This window comes from Pseudomonas sp. GW821-FHT02H09, from assembly GCF_059421425.1.
Window position 1 is genome coordinate 118159 of the sequence record NZ_JBWKVA010000001.1, and the last position, 18043, is coordinate 136201.

Annotated in this window: 17 protein-coding genes; 10 read left to right on the plus strand and 7 right to left on the minus strand. The window is 59.2% G+C overall.

What is annotated here, in order from left to right:
* Nucleotides 1–92: 92 nt before the first annotated feature.
* Nucleotides 93–1694 (minus strand): ABC transporter substrate-binding protein, encoded by a 1602-nt coding sequence (locus AC07VR_RS00495; protein WP_495010228.1) that lies wholly within the window; start codon nt 1692–1694, stop codon nt 93–95.
* Between the two features lie 873 nt (nt 1695–2567).
* Between AC07VR_RS00495 and AC07VR_RS00500 the strand changes: the two genes are divergently transcribed.
* On the plus strand, nt 2568–2939 hold the full coding sequence (locus AC07VR_RS00500; RefSeq protein ID WP_495010229.1) for a DUF6124 family protein: 372 nt from the start codon (nt 2568–2570) through the stop codon (nt 2937–2939).
* A gap of 115 nt (nt 2940–3054) precedes the next feature.
* On the opposite strand, the gene AC07VR_RS00505 is transcribed toward AC07VR_RS00500, so the two are convergent.
* Nucleotides 3055–3771 carry an SIMPL domain-containing protein gene (locus AC07VR_RS00505; protein ID WP_495010230.1) on the minus strand — a complete coding sequence of 239 codons (717 nt, stop codon included), beginning with the start codon at nt 3769–3771 and terminating at the stop codon, nt 3055–3057.
* Between the two features lie 321 nt (nt 3772–4092).
* On the opposite strand from AC07VR_RS00505, the gene AC07VR_RS00510 reads away from it, so the two are divergent.
* The 4 genes from AC07VR_RS00510 (at nt 4093) to AC07VR_RS00525 (ending at nt 8552) form a co-directional block, all read left to right on the plus strand.
* Complete coding sequence (locus tag AC07VR_RS00510; protein ID WP_494995212.1) at nt 4093–5355, plus strand: ATP-binding protein; 1263 nt, start codon at nt 4093–4095, stop codon at nt 5353–5355.
* Complete coding sequence (locus tag AC07VR_RS00515) at nt 5348–5908, plus strand: response regulator transcription factor (protein ID WP_494995211.1); 561 nt, start codon at nt 5348–5350, stop codon at nt 5906–5908. The genes AC07VR_RS00510 and AC07VR_RS00515 overlap by 8 nt, the downstream gene beginning before the upstream one ends.
* 96 nt (nt 5909–6004) lie before the next feature.
* Nucleotides 6005–7732 (plus strand): ABC transporter ATP-binding protein/permease, encoded by a 1728-nt coding sequence (locus AC07VR_RS00520; RefSeq protein WP_494995210.1) that lies wholly within the window; start codon nt 6005–6007, stop codon nt 7730–7732.
* Between the two features lie 70 nt (nt 7733–7802).
* Nucleotides 7803–8552, plus strand: coding sequence for a FadR/GntR family transcriptional regulator (locus tag AC07VR_RS00525; RefSeq protein WP_495010231.1), 750 nt, complete (start codon nt 7803–7805; stop codon nt 8550–8552).
* Nucleotides 8553–8572: 20 nt separating this feature from the next.
* On the opposite strand, the gene AC07VR_RS00530 is transcribed toward AC07VR_RS00525, so the two are convergent.
* Together AC07VR_RS00530 and AC07VR_RS00535 are read right to left on the minus strand one after the other, a co-directional pair.
* The gene (locus AC07VR_RS00530) at nt 8573–8902 is read right to left on the minus strand and encodes a hypothetical protein (RefSeq protein WP_495010232.1); all 330 of its coding nucleotides are present in this window, start codon (nt 8900–8902) and stop codon (nt 8573–8575) included.
* A gap of 156 nt (nt 8903–9058) precedes the next feature.
* On the minus strand, nt 9059–9250 hold the full coding sequence (locus AC07VR_RS00535) for a hypothetical protein (protein WP_495010233.1): 192 nt from the start codon (nt 9248–9250) through the stop codon (nt 9059–9061).
* Between the two features lie 179 nt (nt 9251–9429).
* Between AC07VR_RS00535 and kdgD the strand changes: the two genes are divergently transcribed.
* The 5 genes from kdgD (at nt 9430) to AC07VR_RS00560 (ending at nt 16004) form a co-directional block, all read left to right on the plus strand.
* Nucleotides 9430–10341 (plus strand): 5-dehydro-4-deoxyglucarate dehydratase, encoded by a 912-nt coding sequence (kdgD, locus tag AC07VR_RS00540; RefSeq protein WP_494995208.1) that lies wholly within the window; start codon nt 9430–9432, stop codon nt 10339–10341.
* A 53-nt stretch (nt 10342–10394) separates the two neighbouring features.
* Nucleotides 10395–11840, plus strand: a complete 1446-nt coding sequence (locus AC07VR_RS00545) for an aldehyde dehydrogenase family protein (protein ID WP_494995207.1) — start codon at nt 10395–10397, stop codon at nt 11838–11840.
* Between the two features lie 177 nt (nt 11841–12017).
* The gene (locus AC07VR_RS00550) at nt 12018–13382 is read left to right on the plus strand and encodes an MFS transporter (protein ID WP_494995206.1); all 1365 of its coding nucleotides are present in this window, start codon (nt 12018–12020) and stop codon (nt 13380–13382) included.
* An 11-nt stretch (nt 13383–13393) separates the two neighbouring features.
* Nucleotides 13394–14947, plus strand: a complete 1554-nt coding sequence (gene garD, locus AC07VR_RS00555) for a galactarate dehydratase (RefSeq protein ID WP_495010234.1) — start codon at nt 13394–13396, stop codon at nt 14945–14947.
* 115 nt (nt 14948–15062) lie between these two features.
* Complete coding sequence (locus AC07VR_RS00560; RefSeq protein WP_494995204.1) at nt 15063–16004, plus strand: AEC family transporter; 942 nt, start codon at nt 15063–15065, stop codon at nt 16002–16004.
* Between the two features lie 71 nt (nt 16005–16075).
* Here AC07VR_RS00560 and AC07VR_RS00565 read toward each other — a convergent pair whose 3' ends face one another.
* From AC07VR_RS00565 to AC07VR_RS00575, 3 genes are read right to left on the minus strand one after another with little or no spacing between them, the layout of a single operon-like run.
* Entirely contained in the window at nt 16076–16471 is a 396-nt protein-coding gene (locus tag AC07VR_RS00565; RefSeq protein WP_494995203.1) for a carboxymuconolactone decarboxylase family protein, read from the minus strand.
* Nucleotides 16468–17535 (minus strand): calcium/sodium antiporter, encoded by a 1068-nt coding sequence (locus tag AC07VR_RS00570; protein WP_495010235.1) that lies wholly within the window; start codon nt 17533–17535, stop codon nt 16468–16470. Before AC07VR_RS00570 ends, AC07VR_RS00565 begins: the two co-directional genes overlap by 4 nt.
* Before the next feature lie 50 nt (nt 17536–17585).
* A complete protein-coding gene (locus AC07VR_RS00575; RefSeq protein WP_494995201.1) occupies nt 17586–17957 on the minus strand; it encodes a septal ring lytic transglycosylase RlpA family protein in 372 nt (123 codons plus the stop codon).
* Nucleotides 17958–18043: the final 86 nt, after the last annotated feature.

The following is an 18043-nucleotide window of genomic DNA, read 5'->3' on the forward strand; positions in this document are numbered from 1 at the left end:
TTTTACCGTTTGCGAGCGGTTTACTCGGTGCATTGGGCGCACCGAATGAGGTCAACCGGGGGCGTCTGACGCACCCGGTTGGGGCAATGGTGTTACTTATTTATACCCACACCGTAGAACGGAGTCAGGCCAAACGGGCTGATTTTGAAGTCCTGCACTTCCTTGCGCAGCGGCTGGAATACCGTCGAATTCGCAATCGGTGTGATAGGTACTTGTTCCTTAAGAATTTTTTGGGCCTGTTGATAGAGCTTTATACGTTCTTGAGGATCGGTACTGACTTTGGCTTTTTGTACTAGCTGGTCGTAGGCCGGGTCGCACCATTTGGCGTAGTTGCTGCCTTTGACCGCGGCGCAACTGTAGAGCACACCGAGCCAGTTATCCGGGTCGCCGTTGTCTCCCGTCCAGCCATAAATCATGGTGTCGTGTTCGCCGCTCTTGGCGCGCTTGATGTACTCACCCCACTCAAAACTGACGATGTTGGCCTTGATCCCGACCTTGGCCCAGTCCTGCTGGATCATCTGTGCTGACATCCGCGCGTTGGGATTGGAGGCGCGCTGCACCGTCATCGCCCATAAATCGATGGTGGTGCCGGGGGCAATGCCTGCTTCTTTCAGTAGCGCACGGGCCTTGACCGGGTCGTGGGGCGCGTCCTTGATGTTCGGGTCATAAGACCATTGCGCAGGCGGCAGAGCGTTTTGCGCCAGCTGCCCGGCACTTTGGTAGACGGCTTTGATGATCGCCGGCTTATCGATGGCCATGTCCAGGGCCTGGCGAACCTTGAGCTGGTCCAGCGGCTTGTGGGTCACGTTGTATGCCAGGAAGCCCAGGTTGAAACCGGCTTGTTTGAGCACTCGCAGGTTTGGGTCCTGCTCCATGATTTCGATGTCGGCCGGACGCGGATAGCCGCTGACCTGGCATTCGCCAGCCTTGAGTTTCTGCAGGCGCACCGAGGCGTCCGGGGTGATCGAGAAAATCAGATTGTCGAGCTTCACATCCTCGGGTTTCCAATACGCGGTGTTTGCGCCGTAGCGGATCTGCGAATCCTTCTGATAGCGCTTGAACACAAACGGCCCGGTGCCGACCGGTTTCTGATTGATGTCTGCGGCTTTGCCTTCTTTAAGCAACTGCGCGGCGTATTCGGCGGACTGGATCGAAGCGAAGCTCATCGCCAGGTTCTGCACGAAGGCTGCGTCGACGTTGTTCAGGCTGAAACTGGCGGTGTGTTCATCGACTTTATTGATGCTCTTGATCGTGGTGTTCAGGCCCATGTCGGTGAAGTAGGGCGACTCGGACGGGTAAGCCTTGCGAAACGGGCTGTCGGCGTCGAGCAAGCGCTGGAAGGTGAACAGCACATCGTCGGCGTTGAAATCGCGCGTCGGCTTGAAGTAGTCGGTGGTGTGAAATTTCACCCCTTCACGAAGATGAAAGGTGTAGGTCAGACCGTCCCTGGATACATCCCAACTTGTCGCCAGTCCAGGTTCAACTTCGGTGCCGCCGCGTTTGAACTGCGTGAGGCGGTTGAAGACGGTTTCGGCGGAGGCGTCGAAATCGGTGCCGCTGGTGTACTGGCTGGGATCGAAGCCGGCGGGACTGGCCTCGGAGCAGTACACCAGTGTGGTCGCGGCCTGAGCCAGTGGCGCGCAGGCGAGGAGGCTGGCAGCGAGCAGTAGCGGTTTGAAGGTGATTCTTTCCATGGAGTCCCCTGGGATGGCCGTTTAGAGCGGTTTTGATGAGTACGGTGGTCGTCGAGAGTAGCGCTGTTGGGGTGTGTGGAGTCAAATTGTCGGTAGGCGTGAATCGATCGCTTGTCTGCGAAGGCGGCCTGGCTCTTGCTGGTGTACACAGATCCCTTGTAGGAGCAGCCGGTCGACGCTCGATTGCTCGCGATGGCGGCCTGACAGCCGACCAATCTCTTGCCGGTGTACATATCCATTTCTGCGGTAACGGCCACTTAGGGTTTCGCCCTTACGGCGAGGCCCTTTTGGCAAACGCCCCAAAAGGACCCAAAAGGGCTTGCCCCGAGCGTACGGCACCTCGCCAAGGCTCGGCGTTCCCTCGCTCCGGCGCTCATCAGGGGGCGCCGCATTGCGGCGGAATCAGCTTCGCTGACGGCGCTACGCGCCACCCCCCTGATGAGCACCTCCACTCGGCCTTCCGAAGGGGCGGGCAGATCAAAAACAAGGCGAGGCGGCCTACCGGCCGGCCTGTTTTTTTGGGGGGTGCGTTTCTCCTACAGAAAGCGCTGTCGGCCGAGTCTGCGGGGGAGAATTTTCCGACGAACTCTGGCGGTTGCGTGGGAGTTGGAGCTTGCCTAACCTTTGGTCGTCGCTGCGAATCAGCGATAGGGCGTGAGAACCCAGGAATCAGTAGGCGCAAAGCGCCAGCACCACCATAATCGTTGTCGGCGTTTTTTTTCGTCTGCAAAATGCGTTATGGCGGCTGTGTGCGGGCAGACTTCGGTCTGGCCGGAGTCCTACTGTCCGGTATTCTCACCCCGTACATAGCTGCCACCTCTTTGTCGAGTGAGACCGGCAAGTGATGGCTCCCATTTCAGTAGGAGCATATGCATGGACAAGATCGTCCCAGACCCACCCTTCAATATAACCACGCCAATCCCGGATGCTCTGAGCGCCGAAGACCTGCTCAAGGACCGTGCCGCTGCGGATAGGGCCCTTGATCATTACCTGGCGCCATCACTTGATAAATCCCCTGGCACGCGGTCGGTCAATATCTTCACCGTAGCCCCCGACCTCGACACCGAATTGCTGCTGGCCAGTGCCTCCGAGACTCTCGCAAGCGCCAATGCCATCGCCTGCGACCTGGCCTTCGATCTCGAAGACTCGCGACGCAGTGTGGTGTTGGGGATTTATCAGATGATCGAGTTGAGCAAGCTGTTGGTGGATAAGGCGCTGGATCAGGCCTACCGGGTCAATCCGTAGCGAGAGGGATGATCGTTCCCACGCTCTGCGTGGGAATGCAGCCCGTGACGCTCCGCGTCACAAGAGCAGACGCAGAGCGTCCAGTGAGGCATTCCCACGCAGAGCGTGGGAACGATTAAGGCATCAACACTTCAATCGAACCATCGGCCGTCATGCTGACCTGGCTGGTGCCGGGTTCGACTTCCGGGGTCACCGGCGCTGAATCCATGCTGGCGGCTTTCATCATCATCGGTGCGCGCATGTAGGGGCGCGGGTAACCGTTGCTGTTGAGGTTCAGGTTGACGATTTTGTAACCCTTGCCGCCCAGTGCCTCGGTGGCCAGTTGTGCGCGGGCCTGGAAGGCGCCGACGGCTTCTTTGAGCAAGGCGTCTTCGCTGGCCTTGCGGGTCGGGTTGGCGATGGCGAAATCCATGCCGCCCATTTTCAGGTCCGTCAGCAGTTCGCCGGTCAGCCTGGACAGCGCGGCGAAGTCCGGGCTTTCCAGGCGCAGTTCGGCACGTTCGCGCCAGCCGGTGATTTTCTGGCCTTTGCTGTCGTAGATCGGGTAACTGTTGCGGCTGCCCTGACGCAAGGTGATGTCCTTGACCTGACGAGCCTGGCCCAGCGCCTTGTTGATGGTGGTGCTGATGTCGGCGGCGAGTTTGGCCGGGTCGGTATTCTGCTGTTCGCTGTAGAGGGTCACGATCATCAGGTCGCGGGCGACTTCCTGGCTGACTTCGGCGCGCAGGGAAATCTGGTTGTAATGAAGCTCATCGGCGGCCAGGGCCGGCAGGCTGGCGAGGGCGCCAGTGCTTAGGGCAAGTAGGGCAGCGCTGCGGCTGAATGTATGCATGGAAACTCCTTGAGTGCAATCCGCAGGGGCTATGGTCCGAGCCTGCGTGAAACCATCAGACTGTAGCTTCTATTCTCCGGTTCACCTGGTTACAACTTCTATACATCTAAGGCTGATGACGACCGCTTCGCGGTCGATCGCAGGCAAGCCTCGCTCCTACATATTGCGCGGTCCCTGCAGGAGCGAGGCTTGCCTGCGAGGCGCCCTGACAGCCGCCGAAGATCCCGACTGGACTGTGGCCGTTTGCCGCAGTTTGCCTGTGGGAGGCGCGGCTTGGTTATACTCATCGCGATCCGCCTGGAGCGCTCATCAGGAGAGCTCATGCTCGCCCCCGTTCAATTGCTTTCCGCCACTCGCCAGAACCTTTGGCGTCTGACTTTTATCCGCACGCTGGTACTGGCCGCCCAAGCCGGTTCGGTGGGGCTCGCCTACTGGTTCGATTTGCTGCCGTTGCCCTGGCTGCAATTGGCGGTGACCCTCGGTTTTTCCATGGTGCTGTGCGCTTTCACCGCCATTCGCCTGCGCACATCGTGGCCGGTGACTGAGCTGGAATACGCCCTTCAACTGGCCTGCGACCTGTTTATCCACAGTGCCTTGCTGTACTTCTCTGGCGGCTCGACCAACCCTTTCGTTTCCTATTACCTGGTGCCGCTGACCATCGCCGCAGTGACCTTGCCTTGGCGTTATTCGGTGGTTCTCTCCGGCATCGCCTTGGCGATGTACACCTTGCTGCTGGCGCAGTTCTACCCGCTGGATACCTTCCCGATCGCCCGGGAGAAGATGCAGATCTACGGCATGTGGTTGAGCTTTGCCCTGGCAGCGGCGGTGATTACGTTCTTCGCGGCGAGGATGGCCGAGGAACTGCGTCGTCAGGAAGAGTTGCGGGCGATCCGCCGCGAAGAAGGCCTGCGCGATCAACAACTGCTGGCCGTGGCCACGCAAGCCGCCGGTGCCGCCCATGAATTGGGCACGCCGCTGGCGACCATGAGCGTGCTGCTCAAGGAAATGCGTCAGGACCACCACGACCCGTTGCTGCAGGATGATTTGAGCGTGCTCCAGGACCAGGTAAAACTGTGCAAAGAGACCTTGCAGCAATTGGTCCGCGCCGCTGAAGCCAATCGCCGTTTGGCGGTGGACATGCAAGACGTCACCGACTGGCTCGACGAAGCGCTGAACCGCTGGCACCTGATGCGTCCGGAGGCCAGTTACCGCCTCCAGCGTCTGGGCCAGGGCCCGGTGCCGCGATTGGCGCCGCCGCCGGACCTGACCCAGGCGTTGCTCAATCTGCTGAACAATGCCGCCGATGCCTGCCCCGAAGGCCTGGAAGTGCATCTGGATTGGGACGCCGAAAACCTCACCATCAGTATTCGCGACCACGGCGCCGGTGTGCCGCTGGCGATTGCCGAGCAAATCGGCAAGCCATTTTTTACCACCAAGGGCAAAGGTTTCGGCCTGGGCCTGTTTTTGAGCAAGGCCAGCGTGACACGCGCCGGCGGCTCAGTGAAACTCTATAGTCATGAGGAAGGCGGTACGCTCACCGAGCTGCGCCTGCCCCGTGTTGCCCGAGGAGACGAACATGAGTGACGAGATCCAAGTCGAAGGCGAAGAACTGCCGCATTTATTGCTGGTAGACGATGACGCTACCTTCACCCGCGTCATGGCGCGCGCCATGAACCGCCGCGGTTTTCGCGTGAGCACCGCAGGTTCTGCCGAAGAGGGGCTGACCATCGCCCAGCAGGACATTCCGGACTACGCCGCACTGGATCTGAAAATGGACGGCGACTCGGGATTGGTGCTGCTGCCCAAGCTGCTCGAGCTCGACCCGGAAATGCGCGTGTTGATCCTGACGGGCTATTCGAGCATCGCTACGGCGGTCGAGGCCATCAAGCGCGGCGCCTGCAATTATCTGTGCAAACCGGCGGATGCCGATGACGTGCTGGCAGCTCTGCTTTCCGAGCATGCCGACCTCGACACCCTGGTGCCGGAAAACCCGATGTCGGTGGACCGTCTGCAATGGGAGCACATCCAGCGCGTGCTGACCGAGCACGAAGGCAACATCTCCGCCACTGCCCGCGCCCTGGGCATGCACCGTCGTACCCTGCAGCGCAAACTGCAGAAACGTCCCGTTCGCCGCTGAACGGGCGCTGAACGAATATCTCCAGACTCGCGATAACCCGGGCTGATCATCTATGATCGGCTCGACGCGTGTTCTTTTCCCTATAGAGCCTGAACAATGAATCAGAACGCTGAATATTCTGCGGTCAACGACGCTGTGAGTGGGCAATTCCTGCGGCGGGTCTGGCGCATGACTACGCCGTACTGGCGCAGTGAGGAGAAGGGTAAGGCATGGACGCTGTTAATAGCCGTGATCGCGCTGTCATTGTTCAGCGTGGCGATCTCGGTGTGGATCAACAGTTGGTACAAAGACTTCTATAACGCGCTGCAAAAGAAGGACGATGCGGCGTTCTGGCAGTTGATTCTGTATTTCTGCGGGATCGCCGCAGTGGCGATCCTCGGGGCGGTGTATCGGTTGTACCTGACGCAGATGCTGACCATCCGCTGGCGGGCCTGGCTGACCGAGCATCATTTTGCCCGCTGGCTTGGAAGCAAGAACTACTACCAGTTGGAGCAGGGCGGTTATACCGATAACCCGGACCAACGGATTTCCGAAGACCTCAACAGCTTCACCTCCAACACCTTGAGCCTTGGGTTGGGGTTGATCCGCACCGTGGTCAGTCTGGTCTCGTTCTCGATCATTCTCTGGGGCGTGTCGGGTAGTATCGAAGTCTTCGGCTACACCATTCCCGGTTACATGTTCTGGTGCGCGCTGGTGTATGCGGTAGTCGGCAGTTGGCTGACTCATTTGATCGGCCGGCGCCTGATCAGCTTGAACAACCAACAACAACGCTTTGAAGCTGACCTGCGTTTTTCCCTGGTCCGGGTCCGTGAAAATGCCGAGAGCATTGCGCTGTATAACGGTGAACCCAACGAGAACAAACGGCTGAGTACCCGTTTTGGCATGGTCTGGCAGAATTTCTGGGAGATCATGAGGGTGTCAAAACGCCTGACATTCTTCACAGCCGGTTATGGTCAGATTGCTATTATCTTCCCGTTCATTGTCGCGGCACCGCGTTACTTTACCGGCAAGATCGAGCTCGGCGAGCTGATGCAAATCAACTCGGCGTTCGGCAACGTTCAGGAGAACTTCAGCTGGTTCATTACCGCGTACTCCGAGCTCGCAGCGTGGCGCGCCACCTGTGACCGGTTGCTGAGCTTTCACCAGGCCATGAGCGAAAACGAAGAGCGGCCGCCGGCAATAGATGTGCAGAGTCAGGGCGATGAGCTGAAAGTGCACAACCTGGGGCTGGACCTGGCCGACGGCCGTCATTTGCTGGCCGGCGCCAACATGAGTGTTGCGGCGGGCGAGCGACTGATGCTCAGCGGCCGTTCCGGTAGCGGCAAAAGTACCTTGCTGCGGGCCATGGGGCACCTCTGGCCCAGCGGCCACGGCAATATCCGCTTGCCGGCCCAGCGCTATCTATTCCTGCCGCAAAAGCCTTATTTGCCGATTGGAAGCCTGCGCGACGCCCTGAGTTATCCACAGCCGGGTGACGTTTATCCTCACGAGCGTTATGTGCAAGTGCTGGAAACCTGCCGTTTACCGCATCTGATCCCGCGTCTGGATGAGAGCAATCACTGGCAGCGCATGTTGTCGCCGGGCGAACAGCAACGCTTGGCCTTTGCCCGCGCGCTGCTCTATGCCCCGCATTGGCTGTACATGGATGAAGCCACCTCGGCGATGGACGAAGAAGACGAAGCGGCGCTTTATCAAGCCTTGATTCATCAGTTGCCGGGCTTGAGTATCGTCAGCGTCGGGCATCGCAGCAGTCTCAAGCGTTTCCACCCACGGCATGTGCGCATCGAGGGTGGTCACTTGGTCGAGCAAGCGGTGACGGCGTAGTCAACAGTGATCGTACAACCCGGTTGAGCTATGATACGGGTTCAGCCGTTTGCCGAGAAAGATGTTCACCATGGAAAACCAGATCGAGGTGCCACGCCTTCCGCGCAAACGTCGCAGCCTTGCGCAAGAGTTGGTGACGGTGTTGTCCGAGCAGATCCGCGACGGTCAGCTGCAGCGCGGTGACAAGCTGCCCACCGAGTCGGCGATCATGGAGGCTCATGGCGTCAGCCGCACCGTGGTGCGCGAAGCGATTTCGCGCTTGCAGGCCGCAGGGCAGGTCGAGACTCGCCACGGTATCGGCACCTTTGTGCTGGACACACCGAGCCCGAGCGGTTTTCGTATCGATCCGGCGACCGTGGTGACCTTGCGTGATGTGTTGGCGATTCTTGAGCTGCGTATCAGTCTGGAAGTGGAGTCTGCCGGCCTCGCGGCGCAACGTCGTAGCGCCGAGCAGTTAGCGGCGATGCGCGCAGCACTGGATGCGCTGAACGAAAGTGCCGCCCGTGCCGGTGATGCGGTAGCGTCGGATTTCCAGTTTCATCTGCAGATCGCACTGGCCACCGGCAACCGTTACTTCACTGACATCATGACCCACCTGGGCACCAGCATCATTCCTCGCACCCGGCTCAACTCCGCGCGTCTGGCCCATGATGACCAGCAGCACTACATGAGCCGTTTGAGTCGTGAACACGAAGAAATTTATGAAGCGATTGCTCGCCAGGACTCGGACGCAGCCCGTGCGGCCATGCGTTTGCACCTGACCAATAGCCGCGAACGTCTGCGCCACGCCCATGAAGAGGCAGAGGCGCAGCGGGGGTAGGTTGGTGATCGTATGAGGCTTTACGCAACTACGTTTGCAGAAACCGGGTCAGATTCAATTCCGTCTACGGTGTAGGTAACGCGCCCCCTTTTGCCCTCCTGAGTGGCATAGACACCGCGATCAATGAGGACATCAAGCACTGCTCCAGTGCCGGATACTTTATCACTCCAGTTGGAATTTGGCCCCGCAGTCCATTTCACCAAGACCTCCTTACCCACAGGGAAGTTTTGAGTATCGATTCTGGCTAGAATGCCGGCAGAGTTAGCTTGGATAGAGATCACACCGTTCAGCGGCTGCCCGGAGCGGTTTAACAAAGTAGGTGCTACATAAGTTTTTTGTTTCACTGTCATGATGAAATTTCCTTCTTTCAATAATTGAAGACATCTGAGGTTCTCAGTCGTCCGACTTGACTTGGCCGCGACCAGGTCAAGCTGGAATCTATGCCGGCGCGAACCCTGTCGCTACTATCAGAAATGATAGTAGCGACAGGCGGTCATCGAGCGGATTCAGCCGCTCTTGAGAATCGAACGATCCACTCTCACCGCCAGTTGTCCTCCAACGGGCTTGGCATTGAACGCCACATTCCCTTGTTCATCCACGCTCGCCCTGGCAATCGGCGCGCCATTGGAAAGCAGTTCCAGCGGTGCGCCTTTGAGGGATTGGCCTGAGGCCAGTTCGAGGGTCAGGTTAATAGTCATCAGTGATTACGACCGCTTCGCGGCCGGACGTAGCCTTTGGCAACTGCTACGGGAAGATCATCGAGCCAATCAGATGAATTGCAGTTGACGATTATAATTTAAGTTGTACGATGACGTACGACATCGGCCAAGGCTGACGTACCTCTTCATCACAACGTGCTTCCCAGGGTGTTCGAATAATGAATCCACAAGAACTGAAGTCCATCCTCTCTTCCGGTCTGCTGTCTTTTCCGGTGACCGATTTCAATGCCCAGGGCGACTTCCATCGCGCTGGCTACATCAAGCGTCTCGAGTGGCTGGCCCCGTATGGCGCCTCGGCCTTGTTCGCGGCGGGTGGCACCGGTGAGTTCTTCTCCCTGGCGGCCAGCGAGTATTCGCAAGTCATCAAGACGGCCGTCGACACCTGCGCCGCCAGTGTGCCGATCCTTGCCGGTGTCGGCGGCTCTACCCGCCAGGCCATCGAATACGCTCAAGAAGCCGAGCGCCTGGGCGCCAAAGGTTTGTTGCTGTTGCCGCATTACCTGACTGAAGCCAGCCAGGACGGCGTCGCCGCCCACGTTGAGGCGGTGTGCAAATCGGTAAAAATCGGCGTGATTGTCTATAACCGCAACGTCTGCCGTCTGACCGCGCCATTGCTGGAACGCCTGGCTGAGCGCTGCCCGAATCTGATTGGCTACAAGGATGGCGTGGGTGATATCGAGTTGATGGTGTCGATCCGTCGTCGCCTCGGCGATCGCTTCAGCTACCTTGGTGGCTTGCCGACCGCAGAGGTCTACGCCGCGGCTTACAAGGCGTTGGGCGTACCGGTTTACTCCTCGGCGGTGTTCAACTTCATTCCGAAAACCGCGATGGATTTCTATCACGCCATCGCCCGTGAAGATCACGCCACCGTCGGCAAAATCATCGATGACTTCTTCCTGCCGTACCTGGATATCCGCAACCGCAAGGCCGGGTACGCGGTGAGCATCGTCAAGGCCGGAGCAAAAATTGCCGGCTACGACGCAGGCCCTGTGCGCACTCCGCTGACTGATCTGCTGCCAGAAGAATACGAAGCACTGGCTGCGCTGATCGACAAGCAAGGTCCGCAGTAAGAATTTTCCTGGGCCGCCGAGCAATCAGCGGCCATCGTGCAAGGAGATTGCTCGTGTCAGATACAAAACGATTCGATAACTACATCGGCGGCCAATGGGTCGCTGGTACCGACTACTCGACCAATATCAATCCATCCGAGTTGTCCGATGTCATTGGCGAATACGCCAAGGCCGACCTGGCTCAGGTACACGCCGCCATCGACGCTGCCCGTGCCGCGTTCCCGGCCTGGTCGACGTCCGGTATTCAGGCGCGCAGTGATGCGCTGGATAAAGTCGGCAGCGAGATCCTCGCCCGTCGCGAAGAACTCGGCACGCTGCTCGCTCGGGAAGAGGGCAAAACGTTGCCCGAGGCTATTGGCGAAGTGTCCCGCGCCGGCAACATCTTCAAGTTCTTCGCCGGTGAATGCCTGCGCTTGTCGGGCGATTACCTGCCGTCGGTGCGTCCGGGCGTCAACGTTGAAGTCACCCGCGAAGCCCTGGGTGTGGTCGGTCTGATCACGCCGTGGAACTTCCCGATTGCCATTCCAGCCTGGAAGATCGCCCCGGCGTTGGCCTACGGTAATTGCGTGGTGCTCAAACCGGCCGACCTGGTGCCGGGTTGCGCTTGGGCGTTGGCGGAAATCATCTCCCGCGCAGGCTTCCCCGCTGGCGTGTTCAACCTGGTGATGGGCAGCGGCCGAGTGATCGGTGACGCTATGGTCAACAGCCCGAAAGTCGACGGCATCAGCTTCACTGGCTCGGTCGGCGTGGGTCGGCAGATCGCGGTCAGCTGTGTATCGCGCCAGGCTAAAGTGCAACTGGAAATGGGCGGCAAGAACCCGCAGATCATTCTCGACGATGCCGACCTCAAGCAAGCGGTCGAGCTGGCGGTACAGAGCGCGTTCTACTCCACCGGGCAGCGTTGCACCGCCTCGAGCCGTTTTATCGTCACCGCAGGGATTCACGATACATTCGTCGAAGCCATGGCCGAGCGTATGCGCTCGATCAAGGTCGGCCATGCGTTGAAGTCCGGAACCGATATCGGTCCGGTGGTCTCTCAAGCGCAGCTTGAACAGGATCTGAAGTACATCGACATCGGCCAGTCCGAAGGTGCGCGACTGGTCAGTGGCGGTGGCCTGGTGACCTGCGATACCGAAGGCTACTTCCTCGCACCGACGCTGTTTGCCGACAGCTCGGCCCAGATGCGCATCAGCCGTGAAGAGATCTTCGGACCGGTGGCCAATATCGTTCGTGTAGCGGATTACGAGGCAGCGCTGGCCATGGCCAACGACACCGAATTCGGTCTGTCGGCGGGCATCGCCACCACCTCGCTGAAGTATGCCAACCACTTCAAGCGCCACTCCCAGGCCGGGATGGTGATGGTCAATTTGCCGACCGCCGGCGTTGATTACCATGTGCCGTTTGGTGGTCGAAAAGGTTCATCCTATGGTTCTCGCGAGCAAGGTCGCTACGCGCAGGAGTTCTACACCGTTGTAAAAACCAGCTACGTCGGTTCGTAACACGCACCACCCTGTAGGAGCAGCCGGTCGACGCTCGATTGCTCGCGATGCACTCGAAATTACCGCGGTATTCCTGATGCCCCGCGTTATCGTTAACGACCATCGCGAGCAAGCTCGCTCCTACAGAAATCAAAAATCATTACCCGCAAAAAAAATAATTAGTGGGAGTACATCTACATGCAAGCGACCAAGCCGACGCATGTCCGCTATTTGATTTTGCTCATGCTGTTTCTGGTGACCACAATCAACTACGCCGACCGCGCAACCATCGCCATCGCAGGCTCCAGTCTGCAAAAAGACCTTGGCATCGACGCCGTCACCCTCGGCTATATCTTCTCCGCATTTGGCTGGGCCTACGTGGCCGGGCAAATCCCCGGCGGCTGGCTGCTCGACCGTTTCGGTTCGAAAAAAGTCTATGCCCTGAGCATTTTCACCTGGTCGCTGTTCACCGTGCTGCAAGGCTATGTGGGTGAGATCGGTGTATCCACCGCCATCGTCGCATTGTTCATGCTGCGCTTTCTGGTGGGCCTGGCCGAAGCGCCATCCTTCCCCGGTAATGCGCGCATCGTTGCGGCCTGGTTTCCGACTGCAGAGCGCGGAACGGCGTCGGCAATCTTCAACTCGGCGCAATACTTTGCCACGGTGATCTTCGCCCCGCTGATGGGCTGGATCGTCTACCGCTTCGGCTGGCAGCATGTGTTCGTGGTAATGGGCGCAATCGGCATTGTGTTCTCGCTGGTCTGGCTGAAAATTATCCACAGCCCGCGCCAGCATCCAATGATCAACGACGCCGAGTTCAAACACATCGCCGATAACGGCGGCCTGGTCGACATGGATCAGGACAAAGGCAAGGGCAAGCGCACCGACGGTCCAAAATGGGACTACGTGCGTCAGTTGCTGAGCAACCGGATGATGCTCGGCGTGTACCTGGGCCAATACTGCATCAACGGTATCACCTACTTCTTCCTGACCTGGTTCCCGGTGTACCTGGTTCAGGAGCGCGGCATGACCATTTTGAAGGCGGGTTTCATCGCTTCTTTGCCGGCCATCTGCGGTTTTATCGGTGGCGTATTGGGCGGGATTATTTCCGACTACCTACTGCGCAAAGGTCATTCCCTGACCTTCGCCCGCAAGGCACCGATTATTGGCGGTTTGCTGTTATCCACCAGCATCGTGGCCTGCAACTACGTCGATATCGAGTGGATGGTGGTGGGTTTCATGGCCCTGGCGTTCTTCGGTAAAGGTGTTGGCGCGCTCGGTTGGGCGGTGGTGTCCGATACCTCGCCGAAACAGATCGCCGGCCTCAGTGGTGGCCTGTTCAACATGTTCGGCAACATCGCTTCGATTACCACGCCGATCGTGATCGGCTACATCATCAGCTCTACCGGTTCATTCAAATGGGCGCTGGTGTTTGTCGGTTGCAATGCGCTGGTGGCGGTCTTCAGTTATCTGGTGATCGTCGGCCCGATCAAACGCGTGGTGCTCAAGGAGCCGCCGAGTGCCGGCCCGGAACTTAATAAATTTTCTCAAGCTCATTCCTGAGGAGCGGCGTCATGCAGTTGATTGAACATTCCGACTCGCCGCGCTACATCCGTCTGCACGAGCTGGATAATGTAGTGATCGTGGTCAACGACCAGGGTGTGCAGGCCGGTACCGAGTTCCCGGACGGCCTGGTGACTGTGGATTTCGTCCCGCAAAGCCACAAGGTGACGCTGGAAGATATTCCCGAAGGCGGCCAGGTGATTCGTTACGGTCAGACCATCGGTTACGCCTTGCAGCCGATCCCGCGTGGCAGCTGGGTCAAGGAAGATCAACTGCGCATGCCCACCGCGCCGCCGCTGGACAGTTTGCCGCTGTCCACCGAGGTACCGGCCGCACAAGCACCACTGCAAGGCTTCACGTTCGAGGGGTATCGCAATGCCGACGGCACTGTTGGCACGCGCAATATTCTGGGTATCACCACCACCGTGCAGTGTGTGACCGGTGTGCTGAATCATGCGGTCAAGCGTATACGCGATGAGCTGCTGCCCAAGTACCCGCATGTCGATGATGTGGTGGCGCTGACCCACAGCTACGGCTGCGGTGTGGCGATTACCGCCACCGATGCCTACATCCCGATCCGCACCGTGCGCAATCTGGCGCGCAACCCGAATCTGGGCGGCGAAGCGCTGGTCATCAGTCTGGGTTGCGAGAAGTTGCAGGCCGGCCAGGTGATGCATGAGAACGACAGCTCGGTGGACCTCAGTGAGCCGTGGTTGTATCGCTTGCAGGACTCCAGCCACGGTTTCACCGAGATGATCGAACAGATCATGGCGCTGGCCGAAACCCGTTTGAAGAAACTCGACCAGCGCCGTCGCGAAACCGTGCCGGCGTCCGAATTGATTCTCGGCATGCAGTGCGGCGGCAGTGATGCGTTTTCCGGGATCACCGCCAACCCGGCGCTCGGTTATGCTTCGGACTTGCTGTTAAGAGCGGGTGCGACGGTGATGTTTTCCGAAGTGACCGAAGTGCGCGATGCCATCTACTTGCTGACCTCGCGCGCCGAAACCGAGGAGGTGGCGCAGGAGTTGGTGCGCGAGATGGACTGGTACGACCGTTACCTGGCCAAGGGTGAAGCGGATCGCAGCGCCAATACCACGCCGGGCAACAAGAAGGGCGGGTTGTCGAATATCGTCGAGAAGTCGTTGGGCTCCATCGTCAAATCCGGCAGCAGCGCGATTAACGGCGTGCTTGGTCCGGGCGAACGCTTCAAGCGTAAAGGCCTGATCTTCTGCGCGACGCCGGCGAGTGATTTTGTCTGTGGCACCCTGCAACTGGCGGCCGGGATGAACCTGCATGTGTTCACCACCGGGCGAGGTACGCCTTATGGCCTGGCTATGGCACCGGTGGTGAAGGTCTCGACCCGTACCGAACTGGCCCAGCGCTGGCCGGACCTGATCGACATCGATGCCGGGCGCATTGCCACCGGCCGCGCCAGCATCGAAGAACTGGGTTGGGAGCTGTTCCACTTCTACCTCGACGTCGCCAGCGGCAAGAAACAGACCTGGGCCGAGAAGCACAAATTGCACAACGACATCACGCTGTTCAATCCGGCGCCGATTACCTGACCTTATGATTATTCCCACGCTCGCGCGTGGGAACGATCCTGGATTGCGATGCGGCTTATCTGTCGCTGCTGGCTTATCATTAGCCCCCTAATGACAGGCACAAGGTTCACCAGGCATGCTGGCAATCTTTCTCGAAACACTGAATATCACCGCGCCAGTGTTTGCCATGTTGTTTTTGGGTGTGTTGCTCAAACGCATCGGCTGGATCGACGACAACTTTATCCACACCGCGTCGGCACTGGTGTTCAACGTCACCATGCCGGCGTTGTTGTTTCTCGGCATCCTGCATGCCGATCTGCATTCGGCGTTGCAGCCATCATTGCTGATCTATTTCGCCATCGCCACGTTGGTCGGTTTTGCCATTGCCTGGGGTTGGGCGATCTGGCGCTGCCCGCAGGAAGACCGTGGGATCTACGCCCAGGGCGCGTTTCGTGGCAACAACGGCGTTATTGGTCTGGCCTTGGCAGCGAGTATGTATGGCAGCTACGGGATTTCTCTCGGGGCGATTCTCGCGGGGCTGGTGATTGTGTTCTACAACACCCTCTCGACCATTGTGCTGGCGGTCTACAGTCCGGTCATCAAGTCTGATCCATGGAGCGTCTGCAAAAGCGTGTTCAGCAACCCGCTGATCATCAGCGTGTTTTCCGCGGCGCCGTTCGCCTATTTCCGGATAGGCCTGCCCAACTGGCTGGAAACCTCCGGCGGGTATCTGGCGCAGACGACTTTGCCACTGGCACTGATTTGCATCGGTGGCACGCTGTCGCTGGCGGCGTTGCGCAAAAGTGGTGAGCTGGCGTTGAGCGCAAGCCTGGTGAAGATGATTGGTTTGCCGGTGCTGGCTACATCTGGGGCCTGGCTCTGCGGCTTTCGCGGGGCGGAGTTGGGGATTCTGTTTCTGTACTTCGGCAGCCCGACTGCCGCCGCCAGTTTCGTCATGGCCCGACAGGCCAACGGCAATCACGAATTGGCGGCCGCCATCATCGTGATCACCACGTTGATGGCGGCAGTGACCACCAACATCGGGATCTTCTTGTTGCAGTGGGGTGGGTGGATCTAGGCCTTGGATCTTCATAGCTCTTTAGATCCATTCGCGGGCAAGTCGGATCTGCCACCGAAAGTCCCGGCTAATTACTCGGCCTGCTGATACTCATCAATCACTTCCTGCGCCGCACGAAACGCATCGATTGCGGCCGGCACACCGGCATACACCGCACAGTGCAGCAGCGCTTCGCGAATCTCTTCTACGGTGCAGCCGTTGTTCAGTGCGCCGCGTACGTGGCCTTTGAGTTCCTGCGGGCATTTGAGCGCGGTGAGGGCGGCGAGGGTAATCAGGCTGCGGGTTTTCAGCGGCAAACCTTCGCGGTTCCAGACACTGCCCCAGGCATGTTCATTGACGAAGTCCTGCAACGGTTGGGTGAACTCGGTGGCATTGCCCAGCGCGCGGTCGACGAAGGCGTCGCCCATCACCTGGCGACGTATTTCGACACCTGCTGCTTTTGAAGGCGTAGGCTTGTTGTCGGTCATAGCGATTCCCTCTTGTGTTGGCGGCGCCAGGCGCTCAGTGACGTGAACAGCAGAAATGCCACCAGCGCCGGCAGGACGAAAAACAGCATCAAGTGTTCCAGCTTGCCGGCCAGCGGCATGCCTGTGGTGAACGACACCACGTGTAGTCCGTAAGCCAGATACAAGCTCAGAAACAGCACACCCTCGGCGCGGGTAATCCGGTAGCCCGAATAGAACACCGGCAAGCACAGCACGGCGACCCCGAGCATTACCGGCAGGTCGAAATCCAGCGCATTGGGCGACACAGATAAAGGTGTTGGCGCCACCAGCGCGGTGACGCCCAACACCCCCAGCAGGTTGAACAGGTTGCTGCCGATCACATTGCCCACGGCGATATCGCGTTGACCGCGCAAGGCGGCGATCAGTGAGGTGGCAAGCTCCGGCAGCGAGGTGCTGACTGCAATGATGGTCAGCCCGATGATTCGCTCCGATAACCCAAGCTCGGTAGCGACCTTGACTGCCGCATCGAGCAGCAGATGGCCGGCGTACGCCAGCAGGGCCAACCCGCCCAGCATCATCACCAGGCTGCTGAACCAGGGGGCGCGAATCCTGGACGTTCCATTGTCGTGGTTGTGTTGAGGGCGAGCAGCACGCCGCGACTGGCGCAGCAACAGCCCGAGATACAGAACCAGTGCCATCAGCAGCACCGCCCCATCCAGTGGCGTCAGCTCTTCGTTGTGGGCCAGTACGAATACCAGCAGGCTGGCGCCGATCATCAACGGAATGTCCAGCCGCACCAGTTGCCGGGAAACCCGCAGTGGAATGATCAGTGCCGAGAGGCCAAGGGTGACCAGGACGTTGAAGATGTTGCTGCCGATCACGCTGCCGACGGCGATGTCGGTGTTTTCCGATAAGGTTGCTTGCAGGCTCACGGCCATCTGTGGGGCACTGCTGCCGAAGGCGACGATGGTCAGGCCGATGATCAGTGGGCGGACTTTCAGCCGGGTCGCCAGGCGTACGGCGGCGCGGACCAGCAGTTCGGCGCCGGCGATCAACAGTACCAGACCACAGAGCAACTGGATCACTTTGAGCAGCGGTAAATCGGCTAATCCGAATATGGTCAGGGCTCCGCGGCTCAGTTGTTCAAGGCTTGCACGCGAACCCGCGTGGTGCCACTGCGCAGCATCCCCAATTGTGCGGCAGCATCACGTGACAAGTCGATCAAACGGCCGCGCACATGCGGCCCGCGGTCGTTGATGCGTACCACCACGGTCTTGTCGTTGTTCAGATTGGTGACTTTCACTCGTGTGCCGAACGGCAGTTGGCGATGAGCGGCGGTCAGGGCGTGCTGGTTGAAGGGTTCGCCACTGGCGGTACGTTTGCCATGATGCTTGGCACCGTAATAGGACGCGCCGCCCGTTTCGTCATAACCGCGTGGATCGATGTCATGGCTGGCACAACCGGCCAGCAGAGAGAGCAGGGCGCAAGCGCTAAACAGACGCTTCATAGGGGACTCCCGAAGTTGATCGTTCGCCGATCGTTCCCACGCTTCTGCGTGGGAATGCCTCACTGGACGCTCCGCGTCCGCTGTTG